Origin of the sequence: Gemmatimonas aurantiaca (genome assembly GCF_037190085.1) — a bacterium.
Lineage (GTDB): Bacteria > Gemmatimonadota > Gemmatimonadetes > Gemmatimonadales > Gemmatimonadaceae > Gemmatimonas > Gemmatimonas aurantiaca_A.
Genome location: NZ_JBBCJO010000001.1, coordinates 86,858 through 102,534 on the forward strand (window position 1 = coordinate 86,858; position 15,677 = coordinate 102,534).

The following is a 15,677-nucleotide window of genomic DNA, read 5'->3' on the forward strand; positions in this document are numbered from 1 at the left end:
ATGAGTCGTCATCTTTCCCGGTCGGGCGCGTCGGCGCCGTCCCGTTCCGTTGCACCGTTCCATCGTGGGCCGGCCGCCGTTGCCCCGGTCACGTCGCCCAATGCCGCGCCGCCGGCGCATGCGCCCAATGCCGCGCTGCTCATCGACTTCGACAACGTCACGATGGGCATCCGCTCCGATCTGCAGGAGGAGCTCAAGAATCTCCTCTCGTCGGACATCGTGAAGGGCAAGGTCGCGGTGCGCCGCGCCTACGCCGACTGGCGTCGCTATCCGCAATACATCGTGCCGCTCACCGAGGCGTCGATCGATCTCATCTTCGCGCCGGCGTACGGCTCGTCGAAGAAGAACGCCACCGACATCCGTCTCGCGATCGATGCGCTCGAACTGGTGTTCACCCGTCCCGAGATCGGCACCTTCGTGCTGCTCTCCGGTGATTCCGACTTCTCGAGCATGGTCATCAAGCTCAAGGAGTACGGCAAGTACGTGATCGGCGTGGGCATTCGCGAGTCGTCGAGCGACCTGCTGGTCATGAACTGCGACGAGTATTACTCGTACAACGCGCTCGCCGGTCTGGTGAAGACGGGCGAAGACGAGACCACGCGCTGGGACCCGTGGGAACTGGTCACCGAGGCCGTGGGACGCATGAAGCGGAACGGCGACGTCATGCGCTCCGACCGTCTCAAGCAGGTGATGCAGGAGATCGACGCGTCGTTCGACGAGAAGAATCTCGGACATCCCAAGTTCTCGCGCTTCGTGCAGGACGCGCAGCATCGTGGTCTGCTGCACGTCACGAAGCTGGAGAGCGGTCAGCTCGAAGTGGACGTACCCGAAGGCACGACGTCGGCGCTGGCCCCGTCGATTCCGGCGCCGTCTGCCGAGTCCGAAACCCGCCGTGAGGGTGATCGCGATCGGGACGACCGTCGCGGTCGTCGCGGTCGTCGTGGGCGTGGCCGTGACCGGTACGATCGGGAACGGGATGGCGATCGCGACAACGGCGCTGAGTCGATCGATATCGACGCGACCGTGGATGCGGAGACCAGCGTGCCGCTCGATGAGACGGCCGAGGTACCGATTCCGCAGTACGACCCGACACTGGTCGAGCCGACGGGGATCCGTCCGTTGCCGTCGGAGGACGGCGGCGAGGCGGGCACCGTTCCGGCTGCCGAGTCGGGAGCTGACGAAGGAGACGTCGCTGCCGCGGAAGACACGGATCGTCGCGATCGGGGCCGTCGCCGTGGCCGCGGGCGTGATCGGTTCCGGGATCGGGATCGGGGCGAGCGCACGGAGGCGCCGCGTGAGGGGGACCGGGAAACGGTCGCTGCCGCGCCGACGCCGTCGTCGCTGGGAGCGCCGTTCAACATGCCGGTGGCGGACACGGTGGGCCGCAGCGGTGAACGGCTCACGCGCAGCGATGCGTTCGATCTGGTGCGTCGCGCGGTCGAGTCGCTGGTCAGCGGTGACGCCGTGACGAGCGCCAGCGCCGCGCGCCAGCGGGCGTTCGAGTTGCTGGGTCGCGACAGTGAGTCACTGGCCCCACGCATGTTCGAGCGGATTCTGCAGGACGCGCACGACGCCAACCTCATCGACCTGCGTCGTCGTGGCGACGATTGGGAAGTGGCGCGTGCGGCCGATGCGGCGAGCATCGTCGAGCAGCTCAAGACGGCTGACGATGCGCACAAGGCCGCGGCGGCGGCGCAGGCGGCGGCGCAACCTGCCGCGCCGCGGGGCATGGGCGCGCGTGGTATCGGCGGACGGGTGGCTGGTGGCCGCGGAAAGGCCGGTGTGCCGCCCGAACTGCTGATGGTCGGGGTGGTGGCGCCGGTGGGTGGCGCGGCGCCCGTCTCCGCGGTGCCTGCGGCTCCTGTGGCCGCCCCTGCCGCGGAGATCGCGGCCCCGTCGGATGTCGCACCGCCGGCCGGGGAAGCGGCGCCAGCCGCGACTGAAGCGCCATCGGAAGCGTCCGGTACGGCCAGGGGACGCAAGATGCCCGCGAAGAAAGCCCCGAACGCCCGCAAGGCGGCACCGTCGGCCAAGGCCGGCAACAAGCCACAGGCCGCGGCGAAAGCGCCGGCAAAGCCTGCGCCGGCCGCCAAGGCCCCTGCTGCCAAGACCCCGGCGGCCAGGACGCCCACCAAGAGTCCGGCCAAGAAGGCGGCCACGAAAGTGGCCACCAAGACGCCCGCAAAAAAGGCGGCGAAGAAGAAGTGACATCGCCGCGGGCAGGGTGATGCACAGGTGACCGGGGGCGTCGATGTGACAGACATCGGCGCCCTCCGGGCATTGAGGGACGTGGTATTCGTCGGTTTGGACGAACGGGGTATTGTTCAGGAACCGTAGTCCGGAGCACACACAATGACCGTCCTGCCTGACGCTCTGATCACCAGTTCTCCCGAATGCCCACGACCCCACTGCCTGCCGCGTTCTATCTGCGCGACGCCGAACAGGTCGCGCGCGATCTGCTGGGATGTGTGCTGCAACACGACGATGGGACGCATGTGGTGAGTGGTCGCATCATCGAAACCGAGGCGTATCTCGGTCCACACGATCCCGCCTCACACTCTGCCGCTGGCCGCACGGCGCGCACCTGGCACATGTTCGGCCCGCCCGGTACGGCGTACGTGTACTTCATCTATGGCATGCACTGGTGCGTGAACGCGGTCACCGGTGACGACGGATACGGGAGCGCGGTGCTCATCCGCGCGCTCGCTCCGCTCAAAGGCGTGGACATCATGCGGGCCCGTCGTCCCAAAGCCCGCACCGATGCCACGTTGTGCGACGGACCGGGAAAGCTGTGTGCGGCGCTGGGGATCACCCGCCAGCATGACGGCACGGCGCTCACCGGGGGCTCGTCGCTCACGATTCGCTCCGGTACGCCGGTGGCCGATCACGGGGTGATCGTCGGTCCCCGCGTGGGCATCAGCAAGGCCGTCGACTGGCCGTTGCGGTTCCGCGTGCGATAAGTGTGGGACATCGTGATCAGGACGCCGTGCACGGTGTGTGCCCGATTCGCCAGCGGAGCAGCGAAGTCGAGCCCGATTCCCCTTCCGACGGATGTTGCACGATGGCCGTGATACGCGCCGCTCACAGCATCGAACACCAGTAGCGTTTACCTCCGCATTATTTGGGTACGGGAAGCGCGGGTGAAGATGCCGGAACGGCGGTCATGGTCGACGAATCGGTGGTGCCCTCACGCGTGGCGCGCACGAACAGCTCCGCCGAATGGCGTACGATGGTGGCGAGATAGGGACGTGAAATTTCGAGTGATTGCCGCTTGCGCCGGCCCATCGACAGCACGGGCAGATCGGCCAGGAAGTGCACGACCATGAGCTGCTGTCTGACCGGTTCCGCAAGACTGGCCAGCGATTCCACCGTCAGTCCACTGTCCTGCATGGTCAACGCGTCGCGCATGGCCAGTGAATCGCTGGCGTTGTATGCGCCTTCACTGAAATGACGCAGCTGCCCCTGCTCGTCGTAGTGGTAGACACGCCACCCCAGACGCCCGCCGCGCCCCGCGAACTGCTGACGAATGGACGTGATCCGACCGCTGTCCACCTGCGATTGCCATTTCGTCTGCTCGTGGATGGTGAGCATCACGCCGGTCGTCGCGCGCAATGGTGTGGCAACCGCAACGGTGGGACGATCGAGCGGCGGGGCGGGATCGGCGCAGGCCAGCAGCATCGCACCGAGCGGCACGAGGCCCCAGCGTATATCCGCCAGTCGCCTATCCGCCCGTCGGCGCATGATCATCGACTGACTGGATACAGGCGCACTTCAGGAAGGTCGGTGTCCGCATCGCGGATCGTGCCCAGCAGATAGCCGCGTCCGATCTCCAGCACGTCGAGGGTGGTGGGCAACGCCACACGGGACGCCACCGATCCATCGGGGCGGAAGACGGTCCAGATCACTGTTGGCATGCGTGCGCGCGGATACGACTGCACCCACACCAGGCCGGTTTCATCGACCAGCAGCGCGCGCGTGGCGGGGAGCATCCGTGGTCTGGGAATGGCGCGGAGGTTTTTCGCCTCCCGGTCCCGGGCGCCGGCGGGCAGGAACGCCACTTCGCGTTCGATCTCCAGGTCCATGTCGGCCGCTTCCGCCGGCACCGGCGCAGAGGGTGCGCGCAGCGGTGGCTGTCGCGTTCCCTTCAGATCGAATGTCAGTAGGGAGAGACTGTCACCCGTGGCGATGTAGGCCGCGCGTTCACTGATGGCGATGCGCGGCTCACGCCCCAGCAGCATCGGCCTCGTTCCCACCAATTTTCCGTTGGTGCCGGTCTGTCCCCATCGTTCGGATCCCGGGAACGCGCCGAGCGGAATACCGCGTGCATCACTGGCCTCGGAGATCCAGAAATTCACGTTGCTGCGGAAGACGCCCGTACGCATCTCCCGTTCTCTTTCCCATCCCATGTGCACGAACTGCCCGCTGGCATTGCACGCCTGCCGATAGCTCGCCTCCCCCCCAAAACGGAACAGACGCCGGTACTGCACCTCGAGGGAAAACTCCTGCACGCGCTCACTGTCCACTAGGTAGATGGACGAACCGCAGCGATGCATCGCCAACAGGAAGGGCACTTCACCGGGACCTTGCCCCTTGCGGCCGGATTTCTGCAGCAACCGGCCGGTATCATCGAACAGCAGCAGCGCCTGGTCGCCACGATTGGCGATGAGCACGCGACCACCCGGCAGGCGTGTGGCGCCGACCACATCGGAGAGCAGTGCGCTTTCCGCGTCGTCGTCTCCGATACGAATGGTGGGTGCTGCCGCGACCCTGATGGTTTGCGCCGCACTCGTGCGGGGGGTCGTCGACACGATGAACCCGGACAATACCGTCAGGGCGACAAACCGCCACACGACCGGCAATACGGATGGTGACTCGCACTGCGACAGGAGCGGCAACACGAACGGCAATGACCGCATGAACTTCCTCGCAGAACACGGTGCGCCGCGGCCGACGCGCCGCTGGATCCCCGGGACATCAGGCTGGGGCCAACAGTGCGGCGCGTTCCGCGGACTGCATAGATGCGATGGATTAGCGGAGCATTACAATACGGGTCGTGGGTTCTGGGTGGTGGGTTTGGAGACGAACAACCAGGTAACGGATCGCGTGTCACGTGACCCGGAACTCGGCCGTTCACCCCCAAACTCCAAACGCAAAACCCGCGACTGCCGTCAGACTATCCCCGCCACCCGCCCCGCGTCCTTGAAGGCCGCGACCACGGCGTCGAGATCGTCGCGGGTGTGCGCGGCACTCACCTGACAGCGCACGCGCGCCTGCCCCTGCGGCACGACGGGAAACCCGAACCCCGTCACGAACACGCCGCGTTCGAGCAGCAGGTCGCTCATGCGGATGGCGAGCGCCGTCTCGCCCACGATGATTGGCACGATGGGCGTTTCACCCGGCAGCGGCGCGAAACCGGCTTCCTGGATGGCGGCGCGGAAGTAACGCGTGTTTTCGTGCAGGCGCGTCACCCGTTCCGGATGTGCCTCGGTGTACTGCACCGCGGCGAGCGCGCTGGCGGCTACGGTGGGCGGCAGCGCGTTCGAGAACAACTGGGGCCGGGAGCGTTGTGTCATGATGTCGCAGAGCGACGCTGGGCCGGCGATGAACCCACCGGCCGCACCGCCCAGCGCCTTGCCCAGGGTGGAGGTGATGATGTCCACCTCACCGATCACGCCGAAGTGTTCGGCCGTCCCGCGACCCGTCTTGCCGAGGACGCCCGTGGCGTGGGAATCGTCCATGACCACGATGGCGCCTTCGTCGCGCGCGATCTGCAGGATCTCGGGCAGCTTGGCGATGGAGCCTTCCATGGAGAAGACGCCGTCGGTCCAGATGATCTTGCGTTTGGCGCCGGCGTTGGCGCGCAGCTTCTCCCGGAGATCGTCCATGTCGGCGTGTTTGTAGACCGCCGTGGTGCACTTGGTGATCGCCTTGGCCAGCCGCACCGAATCGATGATCGAGGCGTGGTTGAGGGCGTCGGAGATGACGAAGTCGCCTTCCCGCGCGATGGTGGGGGTGAGCGCCTCGTTGGCGTTCCAGGCCGACACGTAGCTCAGGCTGGCGTCGGTGCCCACGAAACGGGCGAGCGCGGCCTCGAGTTCCCGGTGCACGGTGAAGGTGCCGCAGATGAAGCGCACGCTGGCCGTGCCGGCGCCGAAGTGATGGAGCGCATCGATGCCGGCCTGCACCACCGCGGGTTCGTTGGCGAGCCCGAGGTAGTTGTTGGAGGAGAGGACGATGACCTCACCGCGCCCTTCCATGCGGACGCGGGCGCCCTGGGGGCCTTCCAGGTGATTGAGGCGTTTGTAGGTGCCGGCGGCCGTGAGGGCGTCGAGTTCGGCCTGGAGTTCGCGTGAAAGTTCGGACATCAATCGAGGGGCATCAGTCGATGGTGAAAATGATCTTGCCGGCTTCGCCGCTCTTGATGAGATGCATGGCTTCGTCGACGGCTTCGAGCGGCAGGCGGTGCGTGATGACCGGCGTGGGGTCGAAGATGCCGGCGCGGATGAACCGGGACATCTGATGCCAGGTGTCGTACATGCGCCGGCCGACCACGCCGTAGATCGTCAGGCCCTTGAAGATGATCTCGGTGGCAAAATCGATGTCGATGGACCGGGACGGAATGCCGAGCATGTTGACGCGACCGGCGGGGCGGGCGAGGGCAAACGCCTGGTGCACGGCGCTGGGCACTCCGGACATCTCGAGGACGACGTCGGCGCCGTGACCGTCGGACGCCGCCATGACGGCGTCACGTGCCTGATCGGGGTGGACGGCATCGTGTGCGCCCATGGTGCGCGCCAGTTCGAGGCGGCGCGGGTTCACGTCGGTGGCGATGATGCGCGCCGCGCCGGCCGCTTTGCAGATCCCCACGGCGAACGCGCCGATCGGACCACAGCCGGTGATCAGCACCACCGCGCCGGGAATCTCGGCCGTGAGCGCGGTGTGGAAGGCGTTGCCCATCGGATCGTGGATGCCACCGATGTCGTAGCTGATCGCGTCATCGAGGTGCCAGACGTTGGTGGCCGGCATCGCGATGAACTCGGCGAAACAGCCGTCACGATCGACCCCGATGATGCGGGTGGACGGATCGGCATGGGCGTTCCCGGTGCGACTGAAGAGGGAGCGTTCGTCGACGATGTGTCCCTCGGCTGTGACCCGGTCACCGACCTTCACGGTCTCGACGAAACTGCCGACGGCGACGACATCCCCGGCAAATTCGTGTCCGACGACGAATGGCGGTTTGCAGCGACCGGCCGCCCAGGCGTCCCATTCGTAGATATGGACATCGGTGCCGCAGACACCCGCACGCCGCACCCGGATGAGGACTTCGTCATCGCGGATCGTCGGAACGGGCACGTCCGTGAGAGTGAGACCGCGACCGGCCGTCTGCTTCACGAGCGCTTTCATGGTGCTCCAAGAGAAAGGCCGGCCGCGGCCGGCGCAGTAGTGAGACGTGCATTGAGTAGGCGAAAGGTCGCATGCGTGGAGGGCGCGTGGAAGGCGGACGAAGGAGTCCGGCGACCTTGTTGCCTTTAGTAATCGCGCGCGTTCTTTATACGCGCTATTGCGCGTTGGAATTATCCACGCGTATATTCGCGTCAATTCAACGACTTGCGCGCGCTGTCCACATCGAACTCCCCGAGCGTTTTGCAGTTCACCGTCTCGGGGCGCGCAGTCCTCATCGGAAACGCGTGGCCATAGTCCGGCACGAGTTCCACCCGCAGTACCGCGTCGCTTTGGCGACCCCATCATCCGGGACCCGCCGCTCCACCGAGCGGGTCTCCGCTTCGCCGTCGTTGATCGCGCTCGTGCGCGGAACGATGGTGCGCTCCGCTGTCTTCGCCACGCAGCGTCCGAGCCCGATCGCCGTCCTCCACGCGATCGCCCCGATCATCTCCGCCGTTGTCCCCATCGCCACGGCGATGGCGACGACGTCATGTACCTGGCTGTCCAGCACCTGGTTCGTTCGTCGCCTGCGCGAGACCGCGCACGGCGCCCAACGGACTCTCCCCTGCGCGTGCCTCCTGGAGGCCGCGTAGCACAATCCGCAGCGGCGCATGCGCTGCGCGGGTTGTGTGCTCACCGTTCCACCGGGGGAACGGGAGCACGATCCACCTCCTCGAGAGGAGAGTTGTTCCAATGGCTCCTGCCAAGAAGGCCGCCAAAAAGGCGGCGAAGAAGGGTGGCCGCAAGGTCGCGAAGAAAGCTGCACGCAAGACCGTGAAGAAGGCTGCGAAGAAGGCGGCCAAGAAGGGCGCGAAGAAGGCTGCCAAGAAGGGTGCGAAGAAGGTAGCCAAGAAGGGCGCGAAGAAGGCGGCCAAGAAGGGTGCGAAGAAGGCGGCCAAGAAGGGTGCCAAGAAGGGCGCGAAGAAGGCGGCCAAGAAGACCCGCAAGACGGTCAAGCGCGCCAAGAAGGTGGCTGCTCCCGCTCCGGTCGCGATGTAATTCGCTCGTCCGCGACGTTGCAGTACCCATACACGCGAAAGGCGCCGGCATGTCTGCCGGCGCCTTTCACGTTTGTTTTCCCATTTGACCGATGCGACGTGGCGTCGCAAAAACGCGCCTCTCGGCGCGTTCTGCTGCCGATCGTGTGCCGATCGTTTCAGATCTCAGACCGCGGCGGCAACCGCCAGCGGCTCGGGTTCGTCGATCAGATCGCTGTCTTCGGGAACGGGTCCCCACACGAAGGCGGAGAAACGGGGCAGCGCGTCACCACGGCCACCGTCGGCGATGACGATGCCCAGAGGCTCCTGTTCTTCGGTCTGCTGAAAGAGATGCTGGATACGCATTGGGGTGAACCTCCACCCTGGATGTTTGGCTTGGATCTTCGGGAACACTCGGAATGACACGACGGTGTCACGGCCGCAGGCGGCTCGCCCGCTTTCCATAGCACACCAGATGCCATGCCGTTCAGGGACGGCAATGCCTTGCCAGTGAACGAGTTGCGCGTTTCATTGCGTCCTGTCCCGGGACGCCGAGTGTCCCCGTGACACATCACAAAAACGCTCGTCCGTGTCACCGGGACACACACGAGCGAGTCGTTGGAGCGTATTGAGGATGCGCGAATGACGGGCGAGTGACGCGCGGAAGGACGCGCGAACACTCAGGCGACGGCGGCTTCCTTGCGGGCCAGGAACGTCTGATGACGACCGGCGCTCCGTTCCACGGAGATCGTCCAGCCGTGATATCGTGAGGCGAGCTCCTCGATGGGCAGCACACCGGTCACGCTGTCGGCGAGGGTGTCGCTGCCGGCCGCGATCGTCTCCACGAGATGCACCCCGCCATCGGCGGTGGCGCTCTGCAGCACCGCGATGACCCGTGCCCGGTCCTGCGCATCGAGTCCGGCAAATGCGGACGGCGAGCAGACCACGGCATGGAGCTCCACGTCGGGCGACCAGGCCCCCAGATCGGCGCAGTAGCCACGAATGCGCTCGGTGAGGCCCGCAGCCTCGGCCGCCCGCACAACGCGCTCCACGGCGTCTTCTGCGGGCTCCAGCGCGGTCACTGCGGCCCCTCGCGCGGCGAGATACAACGCCGGTCCTTCGCGCTCCGCTCCCGCCACCAGCACGTGACGGTCTCCGGAGTCCGCCAGCGCCCGCACCAGCGCGGCATCGGGATCGATGCCCCAGTGCTCGGGGCGCTGATATTCGGCCAGCATCTTGAGACGTCGCCGCTTCCACGTGGCGTAGGTGGGCAACCGCAGACGGCGGGCAATGATGCGGTCGACTTCCTGCCAGACGAGAATTTCCGTCAGCGCGATCTGGTCGGCCCGGCGCAGCGCCTCGACCGCCTCGTCACCGATCTTCAGGAGCGAGCTGCGCGAGACCGAGTCCTTGTAGTCCTCGATCTCCCGTTCGACGTACAGCTCGTACTCGTACTTCAGCGACCGGGGAGAACTGATGGGGGTACCCCTCGGGGTTGTGGAAGAATGTGGATAACTTACGTCCCCCGCTCATTTGCGCAACCCCCCAGTTTTGTGATCCCTGAACATTCAAGTGGCCATGGAACAACCGTTTGGCGATCTTTGGCGTCATGCCGGAATTGCCCGAAGTCGAATATGCCGCCGGACAACTTCGTGATCGGGCCATCGGGCAGACGATCGTGGTGGCCAGCGCCTTCCACCCGGCCCAGGCCCGCCGACTGCCACCGGCCGATCTCCTGGCTCTGGCCGGAGAGACCATCGACCGCGTGGAGCGTCGCGCCAAGGTCCAGCTCATTCACCTGGGGAGCGGCGCCATCCTGGAAGTGCACTTTCGCATGACCGGCGACTGGCGCTTCACGGCGGTCGCCGAGGCGCCTCCAGCCTTGGAGCGATTCCGTTTCGAGACGCGCGAAGGCCTGCGGGTGAGTCTCGTGGACCCCCGGGCACTGAGTGTGGTGCGCCTGCACCGGCCGGGAACGTTCACCCCCATCGATGCCGGACCCGAACCACTCACCGATGCCTTCACCGCAGCCGGATTTCAGGTCGCCCTGACGCGTCGTCGCGGGCCCATCAAACCGGTGTTGCTCGATCAGCACGTCGTGGCCGGTGTTGGCAACATCTACGCGTCGGAAGCCCTGTGGGAGGCCCGCATCCATCCCGCGACTCCCGCGAACCGGTTGCGCATCGCCCGTATCACCCGATTGCACGACGCTATTCGTCGTGTGCTCTCCACGGCCTCGCCGGAACGGTATTACGAGCGACCAGAGCGAAAGGGTGATGCGGAAGAGGCGACCGGTGATCGGTGGCAGGCGTACGGACGGGAAGGTGAGCCCTGTCGCCGTTGTCTCTCACCCATCAAACGCATCGTGCAGGCGGGACGCAGCACGTACTACTGCGATCGGTGCCAGCGGCGTTAGCGAACGGGTGAGCGTACGAATGCGCGTCCAGAATGGTGGACGTGTATGACGATGTGATGTGGACGCGCGATGCGTGGCTACCGCGCGCTGCATGGCGGAGAAGGTCTCACTGGCCGTGCGCGCCCATGAGAATGTCGCGGCATGGGGCGGTCCACCGGCCCGCAATTGCGCACGCAAGGTCGTGTCGTCGCACACCCGTCGCATCGCGTCCGCGAGCGCCTCGGCGTCGTTCCAGGGCACCGTGAGCGCCGCATTGCCTGCCACTTCGGGCAGGGAACTCGCCGTGGAACACACCACCGCACCGCCGGCCCGCATCGCTTCGAGCACCGGCAATCCGAATCCTTCGTACCGCGAGGGAAACACCAACGCGGTGGCATGCTGGTAGAGCGTTACGAGTTGTGCGTCGGTCACGTAGCCCAGGTGACGCAACCAGGGGGCCTGCGTCCGCCGCGCCCGGGTTTCTCTCGACAGCCCCGGACCACACTGCACCAGAGGAATCTCGACGCCCCGCGCCCACAGAAGATCCATCGCGGTGTACAGCGTGTTCAGATTCTTGCGCGCCTCCTGCCCACCCACCGAAAGAAAGAACCCGGCACTGCAGGCCGCACGGTCGAGCGAACTCGTATCGCCGGACGTCGAGAGCGCGAGATCGTCGGCCGCCAGCAAGGTCACCGACACTTTTTCGGACGGCACGTCGAAGCGATCGAGCACCTCCCGTCTGCTGAACTCGGAGATGGTGAGAATGCCGTGCGCCCGCGCGAGCGTGCGTGCGTACCGACGGTGATACTTGGCACGCTTGAACACCTTCCACCAGCGACGATCGTGTCGGTGCATGGGCGCGAGATCGTGTACGGTCGCGATCATCGTGGCGCGCGGATGCGGCACCGTGAGCTGGTTCCACGGATACCACACGATGTCGGCATCGGTCCGTGCCAACTCACCGATCGGCTCGATGCGCGCCCACGCACCGAGCCCGGGGTGCAGCCCCTCCAGCAGATCGCGCATCGCCGCGATCTCGCTGCTGCGTTGCACGAAGAGCGTGAACTGGAGTTGCGGCTGCTGCACCGCCAGTTCACGCAGCACATTGCGTACATACCGTCCGATGCCACGACGCTCACGCAGGAGGCGCGTGGTTTCGACGGCGAGATGACGGACGGGATGCGGCATGCGGGGAAGACACGCCAGAAATGACGGACCCTATGAGGGGTCCGCCCGTGGGTCACCCCATCGCTTCCAGCAGCGCGCCTTTCAGATAACCCGTCTCAGGCACCGTGATCAGTTCGGGGTGATCGAGCGATTGCCCGGTGATCGCCCGCAGCGCGAATTGCCGGCCGCTGTCCGCCGAGGCGTCCTGAAGCATTTCGAAGAACAGGCCGCGCGACAGGTGATGACTGCAGGACGCGGTGAAGAGCAGGCCACCGGGGGCGAGCAGGCGCATGGCCTGCAGATTGATGTCCTTGTACCCCCGCAAGGCGCCCTCGAGTGCGCCGCGATTCTTCGCGAACGCGGGCGGATCGACCACGATCGTGTCGAAGCGGCGTCCCTCACGATACCAGGTGCGCAGAACATCGAACGCGTCGCCTTCCACCGGCTCGATGTTCGTCAGTCCGTTGCGCTCGGCGTGCTCATGTACACGCGCCAGGGCAGGGGCCGAGATGTCGAGAGCCGTCACATGATCGGCGCGCTTCGCCAGATGCAGGGCAAACGAACCGTGATAGGCGAAGCAGTCGAGTGCACGGCCGCGGGCGAGGCCCCCGATGAGCACGCGGTTCTCCCGCTGATCGAGGAATGCGCCCGTTTTCTGTCCATCCCATGGCGCGGCCAGATACCGCACGTCGTGCTCGATCACTTCCACGATGCGAGGTACATCACCGTACAGCAGCCGGACTTCGCGGGGGAGTCCTTCGCGCTCCCGGGCGGGCGGATCGTTGCGGGCAAGAATGCCCGTGCAGCCGGTGAGTTCCCGCAGCGCGTCGACGATCGCATCCGTCCAGGCGTCCACACCGGCGGAGAGCAGTTGCACCACCAGCGCATCGCCATACCGGTCGACCACCAGCGAGGGCAGCCCGTCACCTTCTCCGTGCACGAGGCGATAGGCATTGGCCTGATCGGCGAGTGGTGCGCGGCGCGCGATGGCCGTGCGGAGACGATCGTGCCACCAGGCCGCATCGGGCGCCCGGTCGTGGTCGGTGCTCACATGACGCAGCGAGATCTCCGACCGGGGGCTCCACAATGCGTATCCCAGCGGCGCGCCCGTGTACTCCTCCACCCGTACGAATCCGGCCGGCAGATCGGGCAGGCGTTCGAGATCGGAACGGAAGACCCAGGGATGACCCTGCCGGATGCGTTGCGCGCCACGGCGATTCACGACGGCGATCTCGCCACCCGTGGTGGCGCGTATGTTGCCGGAACGGGGAGGGCGTGCGGGGCGATGCGGGCGAGAAGAGCGAGGGGTCACGGGGTCGCGGAAGGGAGATAACGATCGAGGCCGGTGGCCGTGCGGGTCAACCGCAGATCACGGGTGCGCAGCAGCCGCTGGTGATTGCGATCGATGTGTTCGTAGTTGGCCGGCTTGTGCCAGAGATGATACGCAACCGCCGAGAACTTGATGTTGCGCCGATGGACGCCGGCGTTGAGCAGACGGGTGGCCAGCTCGCTGTCTTCGCGACCCCAGCCCTCGATCTCCTCGTCGTATCCGTTCACCCGCAACAGATCGTCGCGCCAGAACGCCATGTGTGCGCCGCGTATCCGCGTCATGCCATCGCGCGGGCCACCGACGAATCGGGAGAGCCACGGAGCGTGCAACGCATTGGGGCGACCCGCGAGATCGGGCGTGAACAGACCGAGTGGGCAGCGTGTGCCCTGCAACAACTTCGCCGTGCAGTCGGGGCCCAGCATTGCACGTGAACCCTGCGCCCAGGAGCCGCGTTGCGCGAAGGCGGCATGCCCATCGAAAAATCCCGGGTGCAGCAGGATGTCACCGTCGATCTGCACGATGTAGTCCCCGCGGGCAGCCGCGATGGCCTTGTTGCGGATGGCGGCCAACCGGAATCCGGTGTCTTCGTGCCAGATGTGCACGAGCGGCACGGGAAACGTGGCCATGGTCCGCGCGATGAGCGCCCGTGTCTCTTCGCCCGAACCGTCGTCGGCCACGAGGACTTCGCCGGGAAGACTTCGCTGATGGCGCACGCTGTCCAGCACCAGTTCGAGTGCGCGTGGCCAGTTGTAGGTGGAAACGACGAGCGAGATCGCGGTCGACGGGAGACGCATCGATGAGGCCCGAGGGGCCGCAGGTCAGGGGGAGGAACGACCTTGGGAGCGTTCGGCGGCACGACGCGCGGCGCGGATCTGCGCGATGGCCCGCGTATGCTCGTCGAAGGTCGTACGGAATTCGTGACTGCCATCGGGCCGGGCCACGAAATACAGATACGGCACGTCGGCCGGCGCGAGTGTGGCCGCAATGGCGGCGGCACCCGGCGAGGCGATGGGGCCGGGTGGCAGACCGGCGTACTTGTAGGTGTTGTACTTCGAATCGACTTCGAGATCCTTGTACAGCACCCGCTCCACATGCTGCGGCAGCGCGTACTGCACGGTGGGATCCGCCTGCAGGCGCATGCCCTTGCGCACGCGGTTCCAGTAGACCGCGGCGATCAGGGGACGTTCCTCGGCCTTGCGCGCCTCCTTCTCGACGATGCTGGCCATCGTCATCACGTCATGGCGCGAGAGCGTCATGGCCCGGGCGCGCTCGGTCCACTCGGGTTTCCACTGGGCCTCGAACTGCTGCAGCATCGCCGTGATCGCTTCCCGCGCAGTGATGCCATCGGGAAACGAATACGTCGCCGGGAAGAGATACCCCTCGAGTGACGGCGTGGGGATGTCGAGCCGATGCAGCCAGGCCGTGTCGGTAGTGGCCGCCTGGATCGAATCGGCACTCACGCCAAGGGTCTTCACGAGCAACGGCGTGATGTCACGCAGATCGAATCCTTCGGGGATCACGATGGTGTGCATCAATCCCCGCCCATTGACGAGGGCATCGAGCACCGCGGCGTAGCCAGTGCGTGCGGCGAATTGATAGGTGCCGGGTTTGATGGCCCGCTCACTGCCGGTGAGAGCCGCGAACCAGCGGAAGAGCCGTGACGATCCCACCACGGCGTGCGCCGCGAGCGAGTCGGCGGCGGCCCGCATGCTCGCGCCGCGCGGGATGACCACACGCGCCGGTGTCTCCGACGCCGATGGCGATCCGCTGACTTCGCGCCAGAGCAGGCCGCCAGCGACGATCGCGACCAGCAGGATGCCGACGCGACGGAACCGATGGTTCGACCGACGACGGGCCATCACTCCGCTTCCGCCGGCCCGGGCGATGCCATCGTGGACGCATCGCCTGCGGCCACGGCTTCTCCCACCTGAACCCCCTGCGCCGCCGCACGCAGCACCCCTTCGAGCAGTACACAGGCGGCGAGCGCATCCACATCGCCCTTCCGTCCGCGCGTGCTCCCGCCCTGTTCGCGGATGCTGCGCAGGGCGGCCGAGGTGGTGAAACGCTCGTCGACCAGACGGATGGGCAGGGGCTGACGCGCGGCGAGTCGGGCCGCCAAGTCGCGCACTTCGCGGGAGCGATCGGTCTCGTCACCGCCCGGATCGAGCGGGAGACCGAACACGTAGCCACTCACCCCGAGCGCGTCGGCCTGTCGCATGAGTTCGGCCAGCGGCGGACGCTTTCCGGCACGCCGGGCGATGATGCCGGCCGGTGAAGCCAGCATCCCGAGTTCGTCACTGACGGCGAGTCCGATGCGCTTGTCGCCCCAGTCCACCGCCAGGAGACGTCCGGCGGGCTTGCTCAT

16 protein-coding genes are annotated in these 15,677 nt (G+C 66.4%); 5 read left to right on the forward strand and 11 right to left on the reverse strand.

The annotated features are described in order from the left end of the window. Positions 1–2,208 (forward strand): NYN domain-containing protein, encoded by a 2,208-nt coding sequence (locus tag WG208_RS00380; RefSeq protein WP_337169331.1) that lies wholly within the window; start codon positions 1–3, stop codon positions 2,206–2,208. A 185-nt stretch (positions 2,209–2,393) separates the two neighbouring features. Beyond that, positions 2,394–2,960 carry a DNA-3-methyladenine glycosylase gene (locus WG208_RS00385; RefSeq protein ID WP_337169332.1) on the forward strand — a complete coding sequence of 189 codons (567 nt, stop codon included), beginning with the start codon at positions 2,394–2,396 and terminating at the stop codon, positions 2,958–2,960. A gap of 157 nt (positions 2,961–3,117) precedes the next feature. Here WG208_RS00385 and WG208_RS00390 read toward each other — a convergent pair whose 3' ends face one another. The 4 genes from WG208_RS00390 to tdh all read right to left on the reverse strand — a co-directional run bounded on the left by WG208_RS00390 (position 3,118) and on the right by tdh (position 7,404). Continuing rightward, a complete protein-coding gene (locus WG208_RS00390) occupies positions 3,118–3,741 on the reverse strand; it encodes a hypothetical protein (protein WP_337169333.1) in 624 nt (207 codons plus the stop codon). 2 nt (positions 3,742–3,743) lie between these two features. Then, positions 3,744–4,916: a hypothetical protein gene (locus WG208_RS00395; RefSeq protein ID WP_337169334.1), complete on the reverse strand. Its 1,173-nt coding sequence runs from the start codon at positions 4,914–4,916 to the stop codon at positions 3,744–3,746. A 252-nt stretch (positions 4,917–5,168) separates the two neighbouring features. Continuing rightward, the gene (locus WG208_RS00400; RefSeq protein WP_337169335.1) at positions 5,169–6,365 is read right to left on the reverse strand and encodes a glycine C-acetyltransferase; all 1,197 of its coding nucleotides are present in this window, start codon (positions 6,363–6,365) and stop codon (positions 5,169–5,171) included. A gap of 13 nt (positions 6,366–6,378) precedes the next feature. Beyond that, complete coding sequence (gene tdh / locus WG208_RS00405; protein WP_337169336.1) at positions 6,379–7,404, reverse strand: L-threonine 3-dehydrogenase; 1,026 nt, start codon at positions 7,402–7,404, stop codon at positions 6,379–6,381. 389 nt (positions 7,405–7,793) lie between these two features. Here tdh and WG208_RS00410 point away from each other — a divergent pair, with 389 nt between their 5' ends. Both WG208_RS00410 and WG208_RS00415 read left to right on the forward strand, forming a co-directional pair. After that, a complete protein-coding gene (locus WG208_RS00410) occupies positions 7,794–8,036 on the forward strand; it encodes a hypothetical protein (protein WP_337169337.1) in 243 nt (80 codons plus the stop codon). A gap of 100 nt (positions 8,037–8,136) precedes the next feature. Then, positions 8,137–8,442: a hypothetical protein gene (locus tag WG208_RS00415; RefSeq protein ID WP_337169338.1), complete on the forward strand. Its 306-nt coding sequence runs from the start codon at positions 8,137–8,139 to the stop codon at positions 8,440–8,442. Between the two features lie 164 nt (positions 8,443–8,606). On the opposite strand, the gene WG208_RS00420 is transcribed toward WG208_RS00415, so the two are convergent. Together WG208_RS00420 and WG208_RS00425 are read right to left on the reverse strand one after the other, a co-directional pair. After that, positions 8,607–8,786 carry a hypothetical protein gene (locus WG208_RS00420; protein ID WP_337169339.1) on the reverse strand — a complete coding sequence of 60 codons (180 nt, stop codon included), beginning with the start codon at positions 8,784–8,786 and terminating at the stop codon, positions 8,607–8,609. A gap of 314 nt (positions 8,787–9,100) precedes the next feature. Continuing rightward, positions 9,101–9,694, reverse strand: a complete 594-nt coding sequence (locus WG208_RS00425) for a hypothetical protein (RefSeq protein ID WP_337169340.1) — start codon at positions 9,692–9,694, stop codon at positions 9,101–9,103. Positions 9,695–10,029: 335 nt separating this feature from the next. Here WG208_RS00425 and mutM point away from each other — a divergent pair, with 335 nt between their 5' ends. After that, positions 10,030–10,836 (forward strand): bifunctional DNA-formamidopyrimidine glycosylase/DNA-(apurinic or apyrimidinic site) lyase, encoded by an 807-nt coding sequence (gene mutM / locus WG208_RS00430; protein ID WP_337169341.1) that lies wholly within the window; start codon positions 10,030–10,032, stop codon positions 10,834–10,836. Here the strand turns inward: mutM and WG208_RS00435 are convergent. The 5 genes from WG208_RS00435 to ruvX all read right to left on the reverse strand — a co-directional run bounded on the left by WG208_RS00435 (position 10,768) and on the right by ruvX (position 15,677). Beyond that, positions 10,768–12,003 carry a glycosyltransferase family 1 protein gene (locus WG208_RS00435; protein ID WP_337169342.1) on the reverse strand — a complete coding sequence of 412 codons (1,236 nt, stop codon included), beginning with the start codon at positions 12,001–12,003 and terminating at the stop codon, positions 10,768–10,770. The genes mutM and WG208_RS00435 overlap by 69 nt on opposite strands. A 52-nt stretch (positions 12,004–12,055) precedes the next feature. Beyond that, positions 12,056–13,204, reverse strand: coding sequence for a class I SAM-dependent rRNA methyltransferase (locus tag WG208_RS00440; protein WP_337169343.1), 1,149 nt, complete (start codon positions 13,202–13,204; stop codon positions 12,056–12,058). An 86-nt stretch (positions 13,205–13,290) separates the two neighbouring features. Beyond that, positions 13,291–14,106: a glycosyltransferase family 2 protein gene (locus WG208_RS00445; RefSeq protein ID WP_337169344.1), complete on the reverse strand. Its 816-nt coding sequence runs from the start codon at positions 14,104–14,106 to the stop codon at positions 13,291–13,293. A gap of 24 nt (positions 14,107–14,130) precedes the next feature. Beyond that, positions 14,131–15,171: an endolytic transglycosylase MltG gene (mltG, locus tag WG208_RS00450; RefSeq protein WP_337169345.1), complete on the reverse strand. Its 1,041-nt coding sequence runs from the start codon at positions 15,169–15,171 to the stop codon at positions 14,131–14,133. Further along, on the reverse strand, positions 15,171–15,677 hold the full coding sequence (gene ruvX / locus WG208_RS00455; RefSeq protein WP_337169346.1) for a Holliday junction resolvase RuvX: 507 nt from the start codon (positions 15,675–15,677) through the stop codon (positions 15,171–15,173). The genes mltG and ruvX overlap by 1 nt, the downstream gene beginning before the upstream one ends.

What these genes read in the sequence shown, in the direction of transcription:
- tdh (WP_337169336.1), bottom strand. Translation starts at nt 7,404, where the DNA reads ATGAAAGCGCTCGTGAAGCAGACGGCCGGTCGCGGTCTCACTCTCACG.
- ruvX (WP_337169346.1), bottom strand. Translation starts at nt 15,677, where the DNA reads ATGAGCAAGCCCGCCGGACGTCTCCTGGCGGTGGACTGGGGCGACAAG.
- WG208_RS00415 (WP_337169338.1), top strand. Translation starts at nt 8,137, where the DNA reads ATGGCTCCTGCCAAGAAGGCCGCCAAAAAGGCGGCGAAGAAGGGTGGC.
- WG208_RS00385 (WP_337169332.1), top strand. Translation starts at nt 2,394, where the DNA reads ATGCCCACGACCCCACTGCCTGCCGCGTTCTATCTGCGCGACGCCGAA.
- mltG (WP_337169345.1), bottom strand. Translation starts at nt 15,171, where the DNA reads ATGGCCCGTCGTCGGTCGAACCATCGGTTCCGTCGCGTCGGCATCCTG.
- WG208_RS00380 (WP_337169331.1), top strand. Translation starts at nt 1, where the DNA reads ATGAGTCGTCATCTTTCCCGGTCGGGCGCGTCGGCGCCGTCCCGTTCC.
- mutM (WP_337169341.1), top strand. Translation starts at nt 10,030, where the DNA reads ATGCCGGAATTGCCCGAAGTCGAATATGCCGCCGGACAACTTCGTGAT.
- WG208_RS00435 (WP_337169342.1), bottom strand. Translation starts at nt 12,003, where the DNA reads ATGCCGCATCCCGTCCGTCATCTCGCCGTCGAAACCACGCGCCTCCTG.
- WG208_RS00395 (WP_337169334.1), bottom strand. Translation starts at nt 4,916, where the DNA reads ATGCGGTCATTGCCGTTCGTGTTGCCGCTCCTGTCGCAGTGCGAGTCA.
- WG208_RS00445 (WP_337169344.1), bottom strand. Translation starts at nt 14,106, where the DNA reads ATGCGTCTCCCGTCGACCGCGATCTCGCTCGTCGTTTCCACCTACAAC.
- WG208_RS00390 (WP_337169333.1), bottom strand. Translation starts at nt 3,741, where the DNA reads ATGCGCCGACGGGCGGATAGGCGACTGGCGGATATACGCTGGGGCCTC.
- WG208_RS00420 (WP_337169339.1), bottom strand. Translation starts at nt 8,786, where the DNA reads ATGCGTATCCAGCATCTCTTTCAGCAGACCGAAGAACAGGAGCCTCTG.
- WG208_RS00400 (WP_337169335.1), bottom strand. Translation starts at nt 6,365, where the DNA reads ATGTCCGAACTTTCACGCGAACTCCAGGCCGAACTCGACGCCCTCACG.